The organism is Streptomyces sp. NPDC091682 (assembly GCF_044756625.1).
Taxonomy (GTDB): domain Bacteria; phylum Actinomycetota; class Actinomycetes; order Streptomycetales; family Streptomycetaceae; genus Streptomyces.
The window spans coordinates 208,067-225,221 of record NZ_JBIVTH010000003.1 but is presented as its reverse complement, the minus strand read 5'-3'; the positions used below and the strand labels follow the sequence as shown (position 1 = coordinate 225,221).

The following is a 17,155-nucleotide window of genomic DNA, read 5'->3' as shown; positions in this document are numbered from 1 at the left end:
CGCCTTCAGACTCTTCGTTCGATGGGGGAGCGGCGGCCCGGGTTCCGGTGGGCGGACGTGTCCGTGCTCACAGCCCCCCGCCCCCGATGCCCCCGCCGGCGGCCCCCGTCCGCCCGCGCACGCCGAACTCGACGTTCCATGGCCCCTGTTACCCCCGCCGAGCTATGGTGCCGGGCGGGGGACGACTGCGCGAGGGGGCCGGGCTGCGATGCGTTTTCTCTTTGTCCACGGTACGGGGGTGCGGCGCGAGCGCCACGACAGGCTGTTCGCCCAGGTACGGGAGCGGCTGACCGCCAGATTCCCCGGAGCGGCAGTCGAATCCTGCTACTGGGGAGACCGGTTCGGCGCGACCCTCGGTGCGGGCGGCGCTTCGGTGCCGGGACTGCCCCCAGGTCCGCAGGGCGCACCCGACCCCGCGGACGCGGAGACCGCCGAGTGGGCGCTGCTGCTCGCCGACCCGCTGTGCGAGCTGCGCGTCCTGGCCGAGGCGGGCTGGGCGGGCCCCGACGACCGGGGTGACATCGACGACGAGGGCGCGGGGTACGACGAGGACGCCGGGTACGGCGACGCCTTCGCGATGCCCGGCGTACGGGCTCCCGGAGCCCGGGTGCTCGCCCTGCTCGACGGCTTACCGCCCGCACCGCCCCCGACCGGGGACGAGCTCGGCGCCCTGCTGCGCGGCACCGGCCTCGCCGCGGGCTTCGCCGCCGCCCTGGACGCCACCGCCGGTTCCGCCGAAGCGGCCCGGGCCGCGGCCCGCGCCGCCGACGAGCCGCAGGCCCGCGAGCTGGCCACCGCCCTCGCCCGGGCCGTGACCGCCGCCGCCCTCGCCGCCGCCACCGACGAGGCCGACTGCACCGGCGCCGAACGCGACCGCCTCGTCGAGCTGCTCACCACCCGCCTCGGCGGCGACGGCCGGGTTCCCGGTGCCCGCGCGGCCGCCGTCCTCGGCCGGCTCGCCCTGCGACTCACCACCCAGCCCCTCCTCGACGCCCGGCGCGGCTCCCTCACCGTCGGCGCCACCCCCGTCCTCGGCGACATCCTGCGCTACCAGTCCCGCGGCCACGAGCTGCGGGACTTCCTGCACGCCCGGATCACCGCCGACCCGGGGCCGACCGTACTCATCGGCCACAGCCTCGGCGGGATCGCCCTGGTGGACCTGCTCACCCTCGCCGCCGCCCGCGGCGAGGCCGTCCCCGGGGCCGAGCTGCTGGTCACCGTCGGCTCCCAGGCCCCGTTCCTCTACGAACTGGGCGCGCTCACCGCACTCGAACCCGGCGCGAAGCTCCCCTACGGCTTCCCGCGCTGGCTCAACGTCTACGACCGGCACGACGTGCTCGCCTACCTCGCCGCACCCGTCTTCCCCGGGGACGCGCGCGTCACCGACCACGAGGTCCGCAGCCGCCAGCCGTTCCCGGCCTGCCACAGCGCCTACTGGAAACAGGACTCCCTCTACGAGCGGATCGAACAGGCGGTGACCGAGGCGGAGATCGGGTGACTCCCGCCGACTTCCTGCCCCCGGCACTCGGACCGCAGCGCACCTTCGCGCTCGTCGCCGGGGTCGAGCGCTACGACATCAGCCACCGCTGGAACCTGCGCGGTCCGGCCCGCGACGCCCTTCGCTTCGCCCGGTGGCTGACCGGACCCGCCGAAGTGCCCCCCGGCAACGTCCGGCTGCTGCTCTCCCCGATCGACGAACCGGGCGACCTCGACTGGACGGACTCCCCGGCGATGACCGCCCTGCGCACGGCCTACCGGCCGGCGACCGAGGAGAACGTGAAATCGGCGCTCCTCGACGAACTCCCGCAGTGCGACGGCGACCTGCTCTGGATCTTCTGGGCCGGACACGGCTACCTCGGGCCGCGCCAGGAGCTCATGCTGCCCTGCGCCGACGCCCGCCCCAGCCAGATCAGACACCTCAACCTCGACTCCGCACTGCGCTGGTGGCGCACCGACCTCGTCAAAGCGCGCCGCTTCCCGCTCCAGGCCGCACTCGTGGACTCCTGCCGGGTCGACGCGCCCCGCGACACCCGGTGGAACTTCGGCAACACCGACTACGGGGGCGGGAGTTCGGTACCGGGCCGGCGTCAGTTCCGGCTCTACGCCTCCCGCGAGGGCGAGGTCGCACAGAACGACCCCGAACGCGGCGCCGGCCGGTTCACCGAGGCCCTGCTCGGCGAACTCGACGGACGGTCCGTACGGGAGAGCGTCAGCGGACTGCCCGGCACCGCCGTCAGCATCCACCGCACCTTCCAGGAGCTGCGCGAGCGCGGCGAGGGCTGGCAGCTGCCGCAGTTCATCGTCGACCGGGACTGGGACGCCTGCTCCTTCCTCGACGACGACCTGGCCCGGGCCGCACCACCCCGGGCCGCCAAGCTCGACCAGGCGGCCTGGGACGGGCTCGGCGAGCTCTTCGAGGGCTGCGAGCTGCCGCGCTGCGCCCACGAGGCCTACGCCTGGGCGTTCAAGGCGGCCGGCTGCACCACCCCGGCGCACGGAGGTCTGCCGGGGGACGGCCTGCTGGAGGTGGTCCAGGACCTGGACGAGCGGCAGGGCGGGCGCGGCGGGATGCCGCTGGCGGTGCCCTTCGTACGGTTCCTCGCGGACCGGGCCGCCGCCGCGGGCGACGCGCGCTGGGCGGCCGGCCTCGGGGACTGGGTGCGGGCCACCCGCGAGCGCCTCGCCCTGCCGGTGCTGCCCCCGCCGCCGCCCCCGGCCCGCAGGACGGTCGTGCACGTCCGGCTGGAGGCGCCGCCGGGCGGGGAGCCCGGATTCCTGGCCCGGATGTGGCTGCGGGGCGAACGGGCCCGGCACATATGGGAGTCGGAGGGGGCGCCGGTCGCCCTGGACGAGGTGCGGGAGCAGCTCGTACGGCAACTCGCCCTCATCGGAAGCGCCTCGGAGGCCGGCGGCGAGGACGACGGCGAGACCGTGAGCGGGGCCGGGACCGGGGCCGGGGCCGGGGCCGGACGGCAGGCGTACGCCGCGGTGGACCGCATCGAGTTCCACGTGCCGTACGAGCTGCTCGACGCCGACTTCGACCAGTGGCCGGTGCCCCGCGGCCCGGCCGGCCGGCGCCGCGCCCTCGGCCTGCTCCACCAGGTGGTGGTGCGCTGCCCGCAGGAGCGTGCGGACACCCGGGCCGAGTGGCACGGCACCTGGCGCTGGCTGCACGCCCAGGGCGGCCGGCACCCCGACGCCGTACGGGTCGTCGTGGACGAGGAGGTCACCGACGCCCTCGGGATGGAGCTGGCTGCGCAGCCGCCGCCCGCCTGCGTCCTCGCGCACACCACGGCCGCCCCGCACGCCGGGCTGCTGGAGGCCGTGCTCGAAGGCGGGCTCCCAGTGGCCGTGTGGCGGCGCGGGGGCGGCCGGCCCGCGCCCGCACTCCTCGACCTGCTGGCCCCGGCCGGGCCGGACGGCCGCCCCGATCCCGGCGCACTGGACGTACTGGCCCTGCCCGCACGCGTGCGGGAGGTGCGCCGGGCGGCCGCCGGTGCCGCCGCGGGAGCCGCACGCGCCCACCAACCATCCGCAGGGGAAGACCAGTTGGTGCTCCTGTGGGACGATCCCGACGACATGCCGGGCCTCCGGTCCCTGGCCTGACCCCGACCACCGACCGACGGCGGAACCGAAGATGGAGGCAGAGGCAGTGGTGAAGGACTGGTGGCTGTACCACGGGACCGGCGAGGGCGCGGACCGGCGCGCCCGCCTCGAGGCCGGATTCCCACCACCCTGGCGGGACTTCACCGGCGCCCCCGACCCCGGATACGCGCCGCCCGGATGCACGGGAGCGGCCTGGGAGCGGACCTGGCGGCGCGGCGAGGGCTACGTGCCCGACGAGCCGGAGAAGGACGTCGTCAACACGGCGCTGCACCTGCGCAGGCCGCTGCTCGTCACCGGGAAACCGGGCGTCGGCAAGTCCACGCTCGCCTACAGCATCGCCTCCGACCTGAACCTGGGGCCCGTACTGCACTGGCCGATCACCAGCCGGACCGTGCTGCGGGACGGGCTGTACCTGTACGACGCCATCGGCCGCCTCCAGGAGGCCGGGCTGGAACAGATGCGCACACCGGGCGCGCGGCCCGCCGGGGCCGTACCCGCGCCCGTGCCCGCGCCGGACACCTCCCCCGCCCCGTCCGCCCCCTCGATCTCCCGCTACCTGCGCCTCGGCCCCCTCGGTACCGCCCTGCTCCCGCAGGACCGCCCCCGCGTGCTGCTCGTCGACGAGATCGACAAGAGCGACATCGACCTCCCCGGCGACCTCCTCACCGTCTTCGAGGACGGCGGCTTCCTGATCCCCGAACTCGCCCGCCTCGCCCAGGAGGACCCCACCGTCACGATCGGCACCGACGACGACCCCGACGCGGTCGTACGGATCACCCAGGGCCGCGTCCAGTGCCGCTACTTCCCCGTCGTCGTCCTCACCAGCAACGGCGAACGCGACTTCCCGCCCGCCTTCCTGCGCCGCTGCGTCCGCCTCCACCTGCAACCGCCCGGACCGGACAAGCTCGCCCGGATCGTGCGCCGCCGGCTCGGCGTCGACATCGCATCCGGCGAGGAGTACCAGGACCTCGTCCGGGCCTTCCTCGACCGCGGCGAGGACGGCGACCTGGCCACCGACCAGCTCCTCAACGCCATCCAGCTCCGCCTCGCCGGCGCCTGGTCCGCGCCCGCGGACCGCGAACGCTTCCTCGCCACCGTCATGCAGCACCTGACCGGGCCCACGGCGTGATCGAGCAGCTGCTCGCGGCCCTCGCCGACGGCGCCGACGGCAGCGCCCCGAGCACCGGCATCGGGGCGGAGGAGCTCGCCGACATCCTGTGGCTGGCGGCCCGGGTCGACGCGGGCCGCACGGCACGCCCGCCCGCAGCACCCGGCGCCGACCCGCCGGGCGAGCCGCCACCCCCGCCCGACCCGTCGCCCGAGCCCGGAGCGGCACCCGGGCCCGGCACCTCCGCCGGCGGCGAACCGGCCGTCCAGCTCTTCCCGGCCGCCCGGCGCGACCCCACCGGGAAACCGGACGACGACGGCGCCCGGCGCCGGGGCTCACCCCTGCGGCTGCCGCGGGCCGCCTCCCTCGACGACCCGCTCGCCCTGATGCGCTCGCTGCGGCCCGTCGGGAGACGCTCCATCGGCGGCCCCGGGGAGGAACTCGACGAGCAGCTCACCGTGGAACGCAGCATCGAGCGGATGGTGACGACCCCGGTCCTGCGCCCCGCCGAGAGCCGCTGGCTGGACCTGGCCCTCGTCGTCGACACCCACCGCTCCATGCTGCTCTGGGCGGACCACGTGGACGAGCTCCGCCGCGTCCTGACCCGCAGCGGGGTCTTCCGCGACGTGCGCACCTGGCAGCTGACCGGTACCGGCCCCGGCGCCACCCCGATGGTCACCCGCGGCCACGGCGGCCCGCCCCGCAACCCCCTGGAACTGGCCGACCCGGCGGGCCGCCGGCTGATCCTCGTACTCTCCGACACCGTCGCGGGCGGCTGGCGCGAGGCCCCGGTGCAGGACGTGCTCCGGCACTGGTGCGCGCACAACGCCGTCGCCGTACTGAACGTCCTGCCCGAACGGCTCTGGACGCGCGGCGCCGTCCGCCCCGTCCCCTTCGCCGTCCGCGCCGACCGGCCGGCCGCCGCCACCCGCTCCTGGCAGCGGATCCCGGCCGCCCGCCGCGCCCGCGCCCGCGCCGGAACCCGCCGCACCGCGGTCCCGGCCGTCGTCCCCGTGGTCGGTGTCGCCTCCGGCAGCCTGGCCCGGCTTGTGCGGGTGGTCTCCGGGGACGGCCGGTGGCGGCGCCTCGCCTGCCTGCGACTGGACCCGGAACCCGCCGCCACGGGCGCCCCGGACGATCCCGCCCCCGGCGGCCGCAGCGCCCTGGAGGTGGTGGAGGACTTCCGGGCGAGCGCCTCGCCGACGGCCCAGCAGCTCGCCGCCCACCTGGCCGCCGTACCGCTCACCCTGCCGGTGATGACCCTGGTCCGGCGCTCCCTGCTGCGCGACTCGGAGCACGGCCACCTCGCGGAGGTCGCCCTCGGCGGGCTCTTCGAAGCCTGGGAGGACGAACAGGACCCCGCAGAGGTGGAGTTCGAGTTCCTCCCCGGCGTACGGGAGGCGCTGCTCGGCGGGCAGCTGCGCGGGGAGGTGGCCGCCATACGGGAGCTGGTCCGGCGCCGCGTGTGGGAGTTCGTGTCCCGCAACCGGCGCACCGGCCCGGACTTCTCCGCGACCCGCGTCACCACGGGCCGGGAGGGCGTGCGCCGGGTGGCCGAAGGGGCCCTGCCGTTCGCGGCGCGGCCACCGCGGGAACCGGGCCTGGCCGACCGGGTCGTACGGGTCCGCCACGACGGGATGCCCGAGCCGCAGGAGGTCGGCACCCTGCTGACCCCGCGCCTCGTCCTCACGGTGGGGGACGCGGTGCCCCCCGCCGGCTCGGTGGCCTGGGTGCGGCCCGGCGACCGGGAGATCCCCTGCCGGGCGGTGTGGTGGGACGACGCGGCGCCCCGGATGCTGCTGCTCCAGGCCGACGAGGACCTGACGGATCCGGCGGTCGGCGCCGAGCCGCTGCCCTGGCTGCCCGCGGACCACCATCTGGCCCGGGTCCGCATCGACGGCCGCACGGACCAGGGGGACCCGGTCTCCCTGACGGGCGAGGTCCTGCCGCACGGCGGTGACCTCAACGGCGAGGTCGTCCGGCTGTCCGCGGAGCCGGAGGGCTGGACGCACTACCGCGGCGGCCCCGTCTCCCGGGGCGGCGCGCTGGTCGGCGTCGTCCACACGGTTTCGCCCAACCGACTGGTGTTCCTGCTGACCGACGCCCTGATGGAACAGGAGGGCTTCCGAGCGGCGCTGGAGGGTTCCGCACGGGCACGGGACACGGAGACCGGGGTGTGCCTGGCGGTGCTGCCCGGTGCCGACGGCGTGGTCCCGACCGGGAGTTCGGCGACGGCGGAGACGCACGCGATGCTCGCCGAGCTCATGGCGGACACCGGCGTCAGCGGGCGGCTGACCGGCGGCGAGGAGGACGCACCGCTGCTCGTCACGTTCGCCGCGCCGGGCGCCCACGCCAAGGCGGGCCGGCTCCTGCTCGAACTGCCCGGAGCCATGACCCGGTACGGATTCCGGCGCATGGACGGCATGCACCCCCCGCTCGGCGCGGCCGTGGGCGTGGGCACGGACGAGAGCACCCGACTGGTCCGGCACCCCGCGATCGCGGACCTGTTGGGACGGACGGTGCGCCCGGGGGCGCTCGTCCTCGCGCTCTCCCACCGTCTGTACGAGGAACTCGCTGACGTGCTCGGCTCGCCGGCCCGGATCGCGCTGCACCGGGTGGGCGGCGCCGACGAGGGCTGGGTCTGTTCCGACGACCACGCACCCGCCAGTGCGCTCGGGCAGGTGCTGACGGAGGCGGACGGGCTCCTGGACGAGGGCGTCGGCTGGCCGACCTGTGGGCTCCAGGCCTCACCGGCCGACCCGCGGGCCTGCATCGGCATCCGGCTGCCGGGCCACGAGCGCTGCCTCGCCCATCTGGAGATCGAGGACCAGGAGGGCTACCTCGGAACGCTGTCCCCTGGAGCGCCGGTGGACCTCCGGGGCACCACCTTCGACCACGGCCTGCTGCCGCGCCTCCTCATGGCGCTGCAGCCGGGCGTTCCGGGGCCCGCCGCACTGGGGCTGGCGGACTTCGACCGGGCACGCTTCGTGGACGGCTGGAACCGGCCGGACATCGAGTTCTGGGACCGCGCGTCCTTCGTCCGGGCCTCCTTCGAGGGCCGGGCCGGTTTCGCCGGAGTCACCTTCGCCGGCCCGGTCTCCCTCGACGGCGCGGTCTTCGAGCGCGTCGGTGACTTCGACCGGTGCCGCTTCCACCGCACCGCCACGTTCCGCCGGGCGCTCTTCCACGCTTCGGCGGGATTCAACAATGCGGCGTTCCTCGGTGACGTCTCCTTCGCCCGGGCCGTGCTGGCGGCGTCCGCGGACCTGAACGGAGTACGGGTGGCGGGGACCGCGGACTTCTCCCGCACCTTCTTCGGCGGCCTTGCCATGCTGAACGAGGCGGGCTTCGCCGGGGCGGTCTCCTTCGCGTCCGCGGAGTGGGAGGGCGGGCTGCTGTCCAACAGGGCGGTCTTCGAAGCGCCGGTGGACTTCGCGAGGGCGAGCTTCCGGGGCCGGGTCCGCCTCGACGGCGTGCTCTTCGAGGCGGACTCGCTCGTCGGCCAGTTCCCGTTCGTGGCGCCGCCGGACGGCTGGACCTCGGTCCGGCGCCCGGACGGTACGTGGGACGTCCGGCTGCTCGACGCCGAGGCGTAGCCGGTGATGCGGCCGCCGGGCCCTCACGGCCCGGTGTGCGAGGCCTCCAGCTGCCGTTTCGGCCGGTCGGTCGCCACCGGCAGGCTCGCCTCGATCTCGTCCAGGGCCCGGCGGGCGGTGGCGATCCGTGCCCGGACGTCGGGATCCGCGCCCGGCGCCGGGGCGCGGTTCGCCTCGGCCTCCATCTCGCGTGCCTCGTCCAGCGAGTTGAGGACGACGCCGATCAGCACGTTCACCAGCACGAAGGAGGCGAGCAGCGCGTAGGAGGCGTAGTAGATGATGCTCAGCCGGGAGATCTGCAGACCCGCGCGGACGGCGTCCGTGAGGCCGTCGAGGGTGGTCAGCAGGAAGAGCGTGAGCATCGCGCGGCCCACCGAGCCGTAGTGCCCGGGGTCCGACTTCGCGAAGCACACCCAGCCGACCATGGCGTACACGTACAGGACCAGCGCGCCGACGAACAGGAAGCTGGCGGTGCCCGGCAGGCTGCGGCCGACCGCGATCAGCAGGATGCGCAGGTGGGGCAGGAAGCGGGCGGTGCGCAGGACCCGGGCCAGGCGCAGCAGCCGCAGCAGGGTGGTGTTCTCCCGGACGAGCGGGACGAAGGCGGAGGCCACGACCGCGAGGTCGAAGAGGTTCCACGGGTCACGGAAGAATGCTTTCGGCCGGTCGGCGCAGGCGCCCACGCGCAGCAGCATCTCCAGGGTGAACAGGGCCAGGCAGCAGTTCTCCGCGCCCTGCAGTAGGAGCCGGTGCTCCGCGGCGAGACCGCTGTACGTCTCCACCCCCATCAGCGCGGCGTTGAAGAGGATCGCGCAGAAGACGACCATCCCGAAGGCGGGGGCCTCCGTGGCCACCCGGCATCGGGCTGCCAGCTTCATCCGACCGCGTCCGGCCGGCCTCGGGTCTGTCATCGTGCTCCTCGTGCTCTCGTCTGCGCCGCGGGCGAAACGGCGGGCCACCCCACTAACGCCGCAAGCCCGATCGGGTTTCACCCCCTTTACGCCCTCCGATGCACCCGGGCGTGAGCGGGAGCGCGGTTCCGCTCCCGTGCGCCGCCCGTGCCCCCACGCCCCGGGCCCGGGTCAAGTGCGTTGCGTGAACAGTCGGTTGATCTGCGGGTGGGGCGACCCGTCGGCGCATATGCTCGGCTCGTACACCCGCACTGCGTACACCCGTACACCGTGCACCCGTGCTTCCGCATGCCTCGCAGCCGTAAGGGGACCGCGCCGTGAGTGTCCGTATCCAACCCTCCTCCCAGGTCGACGAGAGCGCCGAGCTCGGTGAGGGGACAACGATCTGGGATCTGGCGCAGATCCGCGAGGAGGCCCGGCTCGGGCGCGGGTGCATCGTGGGGCGCGGGGCGTACGTGGGGCCGGGCGTACGGATCGGCGACCACGTGAAGCTGCAGAACTACGCACTCGTCTACGAGCCCGCGGTCCTCGGCGACGGGGTCTTCATCGGCCCCGCGGCCGTGCTCACCAACGACTTCTACCCGCGCGCGGTCGACCCCGACGGCACGATCAAGCGGGGAGGCGACTGGGAGGCCGCCGGGGTCGTGGTCGCCGAGGGGGCCTCGCTCGGGGCCCGCTCGGTGTGCGTGGCCGGGGTGCGCGTCGGGCGCTGGGCGCTCGTCGCGGCCGGCGCCGTGGTGTCCAAGGACGTCCCGGACTTCGCGCTCGTCGCGGGCGTACCGGCCCGCCGGATCGGCTGGGTGGGCCGGGCCGGGGTCCGGCTGGTGGAGCGCGAGGGGGAGCCGGGCGCCTGGGAGTGTCCGCGCACCGGAGCGCTGCACGACGAGAAGGACGGCACGCTCACCGAGCGAACCTGACGGAATGTCGGCAATTTAGGGCACCGGCATTTCGTCAAAACCACAATCAATGAACATCCGTGGGCATAACGTGTCCCTGCACACGGGATCTGAGCAGGCAACAGGCCATGTTCAGTGGGGGGTTGTGTACGACGAGGGCACCGGGGCAGGGCCAGGTCGGCGCGGGCACACCTGCGCCTGCTGACACTGCCGATCACGCGTGTCCCGGTCCGAGGCATCGCTGGGGGGATCCAGACGCCGGCCTTCGGACGGTTCGTGCCGTCGGCGTGACCGCCGACGGCACGGACGCCGTCATGCGCAGTCCCCCTCCACGGAGTGACGACCGCCAGGTCCGTCCGAGGAGAACGAACAGAGGGGGTAGGTGTGTTGGAGCCGTACAGCTCGGACATACGGGGTGCGGGGAGCACCAGGGGAATCGGGGTGGGGACCCGATGAACACCACACGATTAGGAGCACTGGCCCACGAGGATCCGTCGCTGCACGCCCTCGCCGAGCGGCTGCTCGCGCTGGCCGAAGCGGGGCTTCCGGCGATGTACCTGCCGGACGCCGAGACCTTCGTCTTCACCCGGGCAGGGGTCATCTCGCCCGAGGGGACTCCCGTCCTCGAGCAGCGGGGAACGAGCACCCGGTACGCGGCGATCACCGCGCTGGGAGCCCGCTTCCTGCCCGAGGACCGGCAGCGCGCGCTGTTCGGCGGGCGCACCGCTGAGGAGTTCACGGGCGTGCTCGTCGAGCGGCTGCCCGGGGTGGCGAACCTCGGCGACGCGGCGCTCATCGCCTGGGCCGCCGCGGAGACCGGCCATCCCAAACTGGCCGACGCGCTCGACCGGGTGGCCGAGCTGGACGTAACCGGCCGGCCGCAGTACACCGTCGAGGCGGCCTGGGTGCTCTCCGCACTCGCGGCCGCGCGCGCCGTGGTGGACGTGGAGGAGCGCCTCGCGGCGGCCCGCGTACGGCTGCTGGCGGCCAGGGTCGGCGACAGCCCGCTCTTCCCGCACGCCACCGAGCCCGGGCTGGTCCCCGGCTACCGGTCCCACGTGGCCTGTTTCGCCGACCAGACGTATCCGCTGCAGGCGCTGGCCCGGCTGCACGCGAGCGGCGACGACCCGGAGGCCCTCGCGGCCGCCGACGCCTGCGCCGCCCGCATCTGCGCACTGCAGGGCGACGGCGGACAGTGGTGGTGGCACTACGACGCCCGCGACGGCCGACTGGTGGAGGGCTACCCGGTCTACAGCGTGCACCAGCACGCGATGGCCCCGACCGCACTGTTCGACCTGGCCGAGGCGGGCGGCACCGACTTCGGCCCGGCGATTCGCCGCGGGCTGCGCTGGATGACCGACGTGCCCGAAATCGCCGATCCCACCGGGAACCCGCGGGAGTCGATGATCCGCGAGGACTTCGGCGTCACCTGGCGCAAGGTCTACCGGGGCGACCCGAAGAAGGCCGTCCGGGCCGCCCGCGGGCTCACCACCCGGGTGGCGCCGCAGGCACGGCTCGCGCCGCTCGACCGGATCTTCCGCCCCGGCGCGGTCGACCGCGAGTGCCGCCCGTACGAGTTCGGCTGGATGCTCTTCGCCTGGCTCGGAGGGCCCCAAAGATGACACGACGAGAGTCCCTCTTCGGGGTCCCGCTCGACCCGCTGACCATGGACGAGACCGTGCAGCGCTGCCTGGACGCGGTGCGGCGCGGAGAACAGATCGAGATCGGCATGGTCAACGCGGCCAAGCTGGTCAACATGCGGCGCGACCCCCTCCTCGCCGAGGCGGTCGCCGGCTGCGACCTGGTCCTGGCCGACGGCCAGGCAGTGGTCTGGGCCGGCCGGGTGCTGGGCGTCCGGCTGCCAGAACGGGTCGCGGGAATCGACCTGTTCATGCGGTTGCTGGCCGCCGCCGAGGTGGCGGACATCCCCGTCTACCTGCTCGGGGCCCAGGAGGACGTGCTGGAGATGATGCTCGGGCAGATCTCCGAGCGCTTCCCGAAGCTGCGGGTGGCCGGCAGCCGCAACGGCTACTTCGGCGACGACGACCAGGAGGCGATCGCCGACGCCATCGCCGAGAGCGAGGCGCGACTGCTGTTCCTCGGCATGACCTCGCCCAAGAAGGAGATCTTCACCGCCGGCTACGGCAAGCGCACCGGCGCGCACGTCGTCCACGGCGTCGGCGGCTCCTTCGACATCCTCGCCGGCATCACCAAGCGGGCCCCCCTGGTCTGGCAGCGGATGGGACTCGAATGGTTCTACCGCACCCTCCAGGAGCCGCGCCGTCTGGGCAAGCGCTACCTCACCACCAATGCGGCTTTCCTCCTCATGACGGTCCGGGAACTCATCCACCGCACACCGTCTGCCGGTTCCGCTTCCGCTTCCGCTTCCGCTTCCGCGAACAGGAGTTACTGATGCGCGTCGTCGTCGTGGGACAGGGATACGTCGGACTGCCCCTGGCCATCCGTGCCGCCGAGGTCGGACACCAGGTGATCGGGTACGACGTGGACACCCGGCGGGTCAAGAGCCTCGCCGCCGGTGAGTCGTACGTGGAGGACGTCTCCTCCGAACGGCTGGCCCGCGCGCTGGCGCGCGGCACCTACCGACCCAGCGAACTGGCCCGGGACTGCGGCGGCTTCGACGTCGCCGTCGTCACGGTCCCGACCCCCTTACAGGACGGAGCCCCGGACCTCCGCTACATCGAGGAGTCGGCGCACACCCTGGCCCGCTTCCTGCGCCCGGGTGCCACCGTCATCTTGGAGTCCACCACCTACCCGGGCACCACCGAAGAACTGTTCGCACCCATCCTGGAGGACGGCTCCGGGCTCACCGCGGGCGCCGACTTCCACCTGGGCTACAGCCCCGAGCGCATCGACCCCGGCAACACCGTCTGGGGCTTCCAGCAGACCCCCAAGGTGGTCTCCGGCGTCGACGCCCGCTCCCTGAAGGCCGTCGAGGCCTTCTACGGGGACCTCGTCGACACCACCGTGCCGGTGCGCTCCCCCAAGGAGGCCGAGCTGGCCAAACTGCTGGAGAACACCTTCCGCCACGTGAACATCGCCCTCGTCAACGAGATCGCGATGTTCGCCCGCCACCTGGACATCGACGTCTGGCAGGCCATCGAGGCGGCGTCCAGCAAGCCCTTCGGCTTCATGAAGTTCACCCCCGGCCCGGGCGTCGGCGGACACTGCCTGCCGATCGACCCCTCGTACCTCAACTGGCGGGTGCAGCGCGAACTCGGCCAGAACTTCCGCTTCGTCGAGCTCGCCAACGACATCAACAACCACATGCCCGAGTACGTGACGCGCCGCGTGATCGACGCGCTCAACTCCAAGCGGCGCTCCGTCAACGGCTCCAAGGTCCTGCTGCTGGGGCTCGCCTACAAGAAGAACACCGGCGACGCCCGGGAGTCGCCCTCCGTCCGCATCGCGAAGCTGCTCCTCGACATGGGCGCCAAGGTCCGCGCGGCCGACCCCCACGTGGTGGAGAGCATCAAGGTCGACGCCCGCCTCGTCCGGGTCGAGCCGACCCGCAAGGAGCTGGCGGCCGCCGACGTGGTGGTCCTGCTCACCGACCACGACGCCTTCGACTACCAGATGGTCACCGAGCACGCCTCGTACGTCCTCGACTGCCGCAACCGGGTCTCCGGACCCACCGTGGAGGTGCTCTGACCCCGTGACCAGGATCGTCTGCGTGGCCGGTGCCCGGCCCAACTACATGAAGATCAAACCGGTGATGGACGCACTGGAGCGCCGCGGCGCCGAGGTGATCCTCGTCCACACCGGGCAGCACTACGACGAGTCGATGAACGACGTGTTCTTCCGCGACCTCGGCATCCGCCCGCCCGACCGCTACCTGGGCGCCGGATCCGGCAGCCACGCCCAGCAGACCGGGCGGGTGATGGCCGCCTTCGAGCCGCTGATCGACGAACTCGCCCCGGACGCCGTCGTGGTGGTCGGGGACATCAACTCCACCCTCGCCTGCGCCCTCGTCACCGCGAAGGCCGGCCCCCTGCTGGCCCACGTGGAGGCCGGGCTGCGCAGCCGTGACTGGAGCATGCCCGAGGAGGTCAACCGGGTCGCCACCGACCGGCTCAGCGACTACCTGCTGGCTCCCTCGCCCGACGCCGCCGTGAACCTGCGGGCGGAGGGCTACCGGGAGGACCAGATCCACGTCGTCGGCAACGTCATGATCGACACCCTCCTCGCCAACCTGGAGCGGGCCCGCCAGTCGGACGTCCTGGACCGGTACGGACTCACCCGCGGCGGATACGGCCTGGTCACCCTGCACCGGCCGGCCAACGTGGACGACCCCGGGGCGCTGCGCGGCCTGCTGAAGGCCCTGGGAGAGATCGCCGACCGCTGTCCGCTGCTGCTGCCCGTGCACCCGCGGGCCGCCGAGCGGTTGGCCGAACTGGGCGTGCCCGGCGGCATCCGACTGGTCCCGCCCGCCGGATACCTCGACTTCATCGCCCTGCAGGACTCCGCCCGCCTGGTGCTCACCGACTCCGGGGGCATCCAGGAGGAGACCACCGCCCTGGGGGTGCCCTGCGTGACCCTGCGGGAGAACACCGAACGCCCCATCACCGTCGAGGAGGGCACCAACGTACTGGCGGGCACGGACCCGGAGCGCATCACGGCCACCGTGGGCCGGGTCCTCGACGATCCGCCCGCACCGCGCTGCCCCGAACTCTGGGACGGCCGGGCGAGCGAGCGCATCGCCGCGGTCCTGCTTGACGGACCGCCCGCGCACACCCGGCCGCGCCCCACCGACCTCGTGTCGGGCGGGGCGGCCACCGATCCGCAGCACGTGCTGTAAACGCAATTCGAAGGGGAAGACCATGGATCTCGCGGAGATCTGGCGGGTCATGCGCAGACGCTGGTACGTGCTGCTGCCCGGACTGCTGATCACGGCGGCGCTCACCGCCGCCGTGTACCTGCTGGTCCCGGTGGAGTACCGGTCGCAGAGCACGGTGACCCTGCTGAACTCGAAGAAGGCCACGGTGGCCTTCGACGGCAACCCCTTCCTGAGCACCCAGGCCTCGCTCACCGGCATGGCCGACGGCCTGGCCCGCAACCTCAACTCCGACGACGCCAAGGCCGACCTCAAGTCCCTCGGCGTCACCGGAGTGCACGAGGCGAAGATCGCCGACAACGCGCTCGGCCCCTACATGTGGCTGAGCGTCGTCGGAACCGACCGGGCCGCCGTGCTGAAGTCGGACGAGATCCTCACCAAGTACGCCGAGAAGCGGCTGCTGGAGTTCCAGACCCAGCAGTCGGTGACCCCCGACGCCATGATCCGGATGGCCACGATCGTGCCCCCCCAGAAGCCGGAGGCACAGACCAAGGCCAGGCTCCAGTTCCTGGTCATGGCGGGCGCGCTGGGCTTCGTACTCAGTCTGGTGGCCACCTTCTTCGTGGAGGCGCGAAAGCGCCGGGCGGCGACGTCCGGCAAGCACCGCCCCGCCCCGGGCGAGGGCGGGTCACCGGCCGAATCCGACGCCGCTGACCCTACGGCCACCCTGCGCATGACCGTCGCCCACCCGGCCGGCTCCGCCGCCGGCTCCCGTACGGCCGGATCGCCGTGACCGGCCCCGCGACGGACACCGAGAGCACCACCCCGGCGGCGGCGCCCTCGCTGGGGCGCAAGGTCGGCTCCGCCGCCAAGTGGAGCCTGATCAACACCGTGGTCATGCGCCTCGGCAACTTCGCCACCGGCATCGTCCTGGCCCGCTTCTTCCTCGGACCCGAGGCCTGGGGCGTGTACGGGATCGCCCAAACGGTCCTGCTGGTCCTCCTCTCCGCCAACGAACTCGGCGTCTCGCTGGCGATCGTGCGCTGGGAGGGCGACCCCCGCCGCTTCGCCCCGACCGTCCTCACCCTCAGCGCCGCCTCCAGCTGCCTGCTGTACGCCGTGCTGTTCGCGGTCGCCCCCGCGGTGGCCAGGGTGCTCGGCTCGCCCGAGGCCTCCGGCGTCCTACGGGTCATGTGCCTGTGCGTGGTCCTCGACGGACTCTCCCAGGTCCCCGCCGGCTTCCTCACCAGGGAGTTCGCGCAGGGCCGGCGCATGGCCGTCGACGGTCTCAACTTCGTCCTCAGCACCGCGGTGACCCTGTTGCTCGCCGTCGACGGCTGGGGCGCCATGAGCTTCGCCTGGGGATCCGTGGTGGGCAACGTGGCCGCACTCATCGGCTGCTGCCTCGCCGCGCCCGGCACCCTGAAGTTCGGCTGGGACCGGGAACAGGCCCGGGCCCTGCTCCGGTTCGGACTGCCGCTCGCCGGGGCCAGCATGCTCGCCCTCGGCGTGGTCAACGTCGACACCATGGTCGTGGGCTCGGCGCTGGACCCGCTCGCCCTGGGCTTCTACGTGCTCGCCTTCAACATCTCCGGCTGGCCCGTGCGCATCATCTCGGAAGCGGCCCGCCGCGTCTCCTTCGCGGGCTTCTCCCGGCTGGCCGACTCGCCGCAGGCACTGGCCGCCGGATTCGCCCGCGCCCTCGGCGTCGTGATGGCCGGCACCGTCCCGATCTGCGTCCTGCTCGCCGCGCTCGCCGCCCCCGTCGTGGAGCTCGTCTACGGCGAACGCTGGCTGCCGGCAGCCAGCGCCCTGCCCTGGCTGATGGCGCTCGGCATGGTTCGCATCGGCTGCGAACTCGCCTACGACTGCCTGGTCGCCATCGGCCGGCGCAGCTCGCTCATCGGCGTCCAGGCACTCTGGCTGGTCATCCTGATCCCGGCCCTCGTGATCGGCGCCCGCACCGGCGGGATCGTCGGAGTGGCCCAGGGCCACGTTCTGGTCGCCGGGGTCGTCGTGGTCCCGGTGTTCCTCCTCGCCCTGCACCGCGGGGGCATCCGCGTGGGCACCGTCGCCCGGGCCTGCGCCTGGCCGCTGCTCGGCGGCGCGGTGATGGCCGCCGTGCTCCTCCTCCTGGAGCGGTACCTGGGCGACGGCGTGCTCGCGCTCCTGGCGACCGGAGCCGCCGGCGCCCTGTGCTACGTCCTGTGCGTCCTGCCGGGCCGCGCCTTACTCAAAGGGTAGAC

12 protein-coding genes are annotated in these 17,155 nt (G+C 73.7%); 11 read left to right on the top strand and 1 reads right to left on the bottom strand.

The features are described 5' to 3' along the window. Positions 1-208: 208 nt before the first annotated feature. Genes ACIQK6_RS09060 through ACIQK6_RS09045 form a run of 4 tightly spaced genes read left to right on the top strand, consistent with a single transcriptional unit; the run spans position 209 to position 8,310 of the window. On the top strand, positions 209-1,498 hold the full coding sequence (locus ACIQK6_RS09060) for a hypothetical protein (RefSeq protein WP_329097980.1): 1,290 nt from the start codon (positions 209-211) through the stop codon (positions 1,496-1,498). Further along, entirely contained in the window at positions 1,495-3,606 is a 2,112-nt protein-coding gene (locus ACIQK6_RS09055; protein ID WP_402694594.1) for a hypothetical protein, read from the top strand. Before ACIQK6_RS09060 ends, ACIQK6_RS09055 begins: the two co-directional genes overlap by 4 nt. Before the next feature lie 31 nt (positions 3,607-3,637). Next, positions 3,638-4,735, top strand: coding sequence for an AAA family ATPase (locus ACIQK6_RS09050; protein ID WP_402694593.1), 1,098 nt, complete (start codon positions 3,638-3,640; stop codon positions 4,733-4,735). Beyond that, complete coding sequence (locus ACIQK6_RS09045; protein ID WP_402694592.1) at positions 4,732-8,310, top strand: SAV_2336 N-terminal domain-related protein; 3,579 nt, start codon at positions 4,732-4,734, stop codon at positions 8,308-8,310. Before ACIQK6_RS09050 ends, ACIQK6_RS09045 begins: the two co-directional genes overlap by 4 nt. A 23-nt stretch (positions 8,311-8,333) precedes the next feature. Here ACIQK6_RS09045 and ACIQK6_RS09040 read toward each other — a convergent pair whose 3' ends face one another. After that, positions 8,334-9,221, bottom strand: a complete 888-nt coding sequence (locus tag ACIQK6_RS09040) for an ion transporter (protein WP_329097973.1) — start codon at positions 9,219-9,221, stop codon at positions 8,334-8,336. Between the two features lie 317 nt (positions 9,222-9,538). Between ACIQK6_RS09040 and ACIQK6_RS09035 the strand changes: the two genes are divergently transcribed. From ACIQK6_RS09035 to ACIQK6_RS09005, 7 genes are all read left to right on the top strand, one after another. Beyond that, entirely contained in the window at positions 9,539-10,138 is a 600-nt protein-coding gene (locus ACIQK6_RS09035; RefSeq protein WP_329097971.1) for an acyltransferase, read from the top strand. Positions 10,139-10,569: 431 nt separating this feature from the next. Next, on the top strand, positions 10,570-11,739 hold the full coding sequence (locus ACIQK6_RS09030; protein WP_329097969.1) for a hypothetical protein: 1,170 nt from the start codon (positions 10,570-10,572) through the stop codon (positions 11,737-11,739). Then, the gene (locus ACIQK6_RS09025; RefSeq protein ID WP_402694591.1) at positions 11,736-12,530 is read left to right on the top strand and encodes a WecB/TagA/CpsF family glycosyltransferase; all 795 of its coding nucleotides are present in this window, start codon (positions 11,736-11,738) and stop codon (positions 12,528-12,530) included. Before ACIQK6_RS09030 ends, ACIQK6_RS09025 begins: the two co-directional genes overlap by 4 nt. Further along, on the top strand, positions 12,530-13,786 hold the full coding sequence (locus ACIQK6_RS09020; RefSeq protein WP_329097965.1) for a nucleotide sugar dehydrogenase: 1,257 nt from the start codon (positions 12,530-12,532) through the stop codon (positions 13,784-13,786). Before ACIQK6_RS09025 ends, ACIQK6_RS09020 begins: the two co-directional genes overlap by 1 nt. A gap of 4 nt (positions 13,787-13,790) precedes the next feature. Next, on the top strand, positions 13,791-14,933 hold the full coding sequence (gene wecB, locus ACIQK6_RS09015; protein ID WP_329097963.1) for a non-hydrolyzing UDP-N-acetylglucosamine 2-epimerase: 1,143 nt from the start codon (positions 13,791-13,793) through the stop codon (positions 14,931-14,933). A 22-nt stretch (positions 14,934-14,955) separates the two neighbouring features. Then, the gene (locus tag ACIQK6_RS09010; RefSeq protein WP_329097961.1) at positions 14,956-15,702 is read left to right on the top strand and encodes a chain length determinant protein; all 747 of its coding nucleotides are present in this window, start codon (positions 14,956-14,958) and stop codon (positions 15,700-15,702) included. Then, a complete protein-coding gene (locus ACIQK6_RS09005) occupies positions 15,699-17,153 on the top strand; it encodes an oligosaccharide flippase family protein (RefSeq protein ID WP_402694590.1) in 1,455 nt (484 codons plus the stop codon). The genes ACIQK6_RS09010 and ACIQK6_RS09005 overlap by 4 nt, the downstream gene beginning before the upstream one ends. Positions 17,154-17,155: the final 2 nt, after the last annotated feature.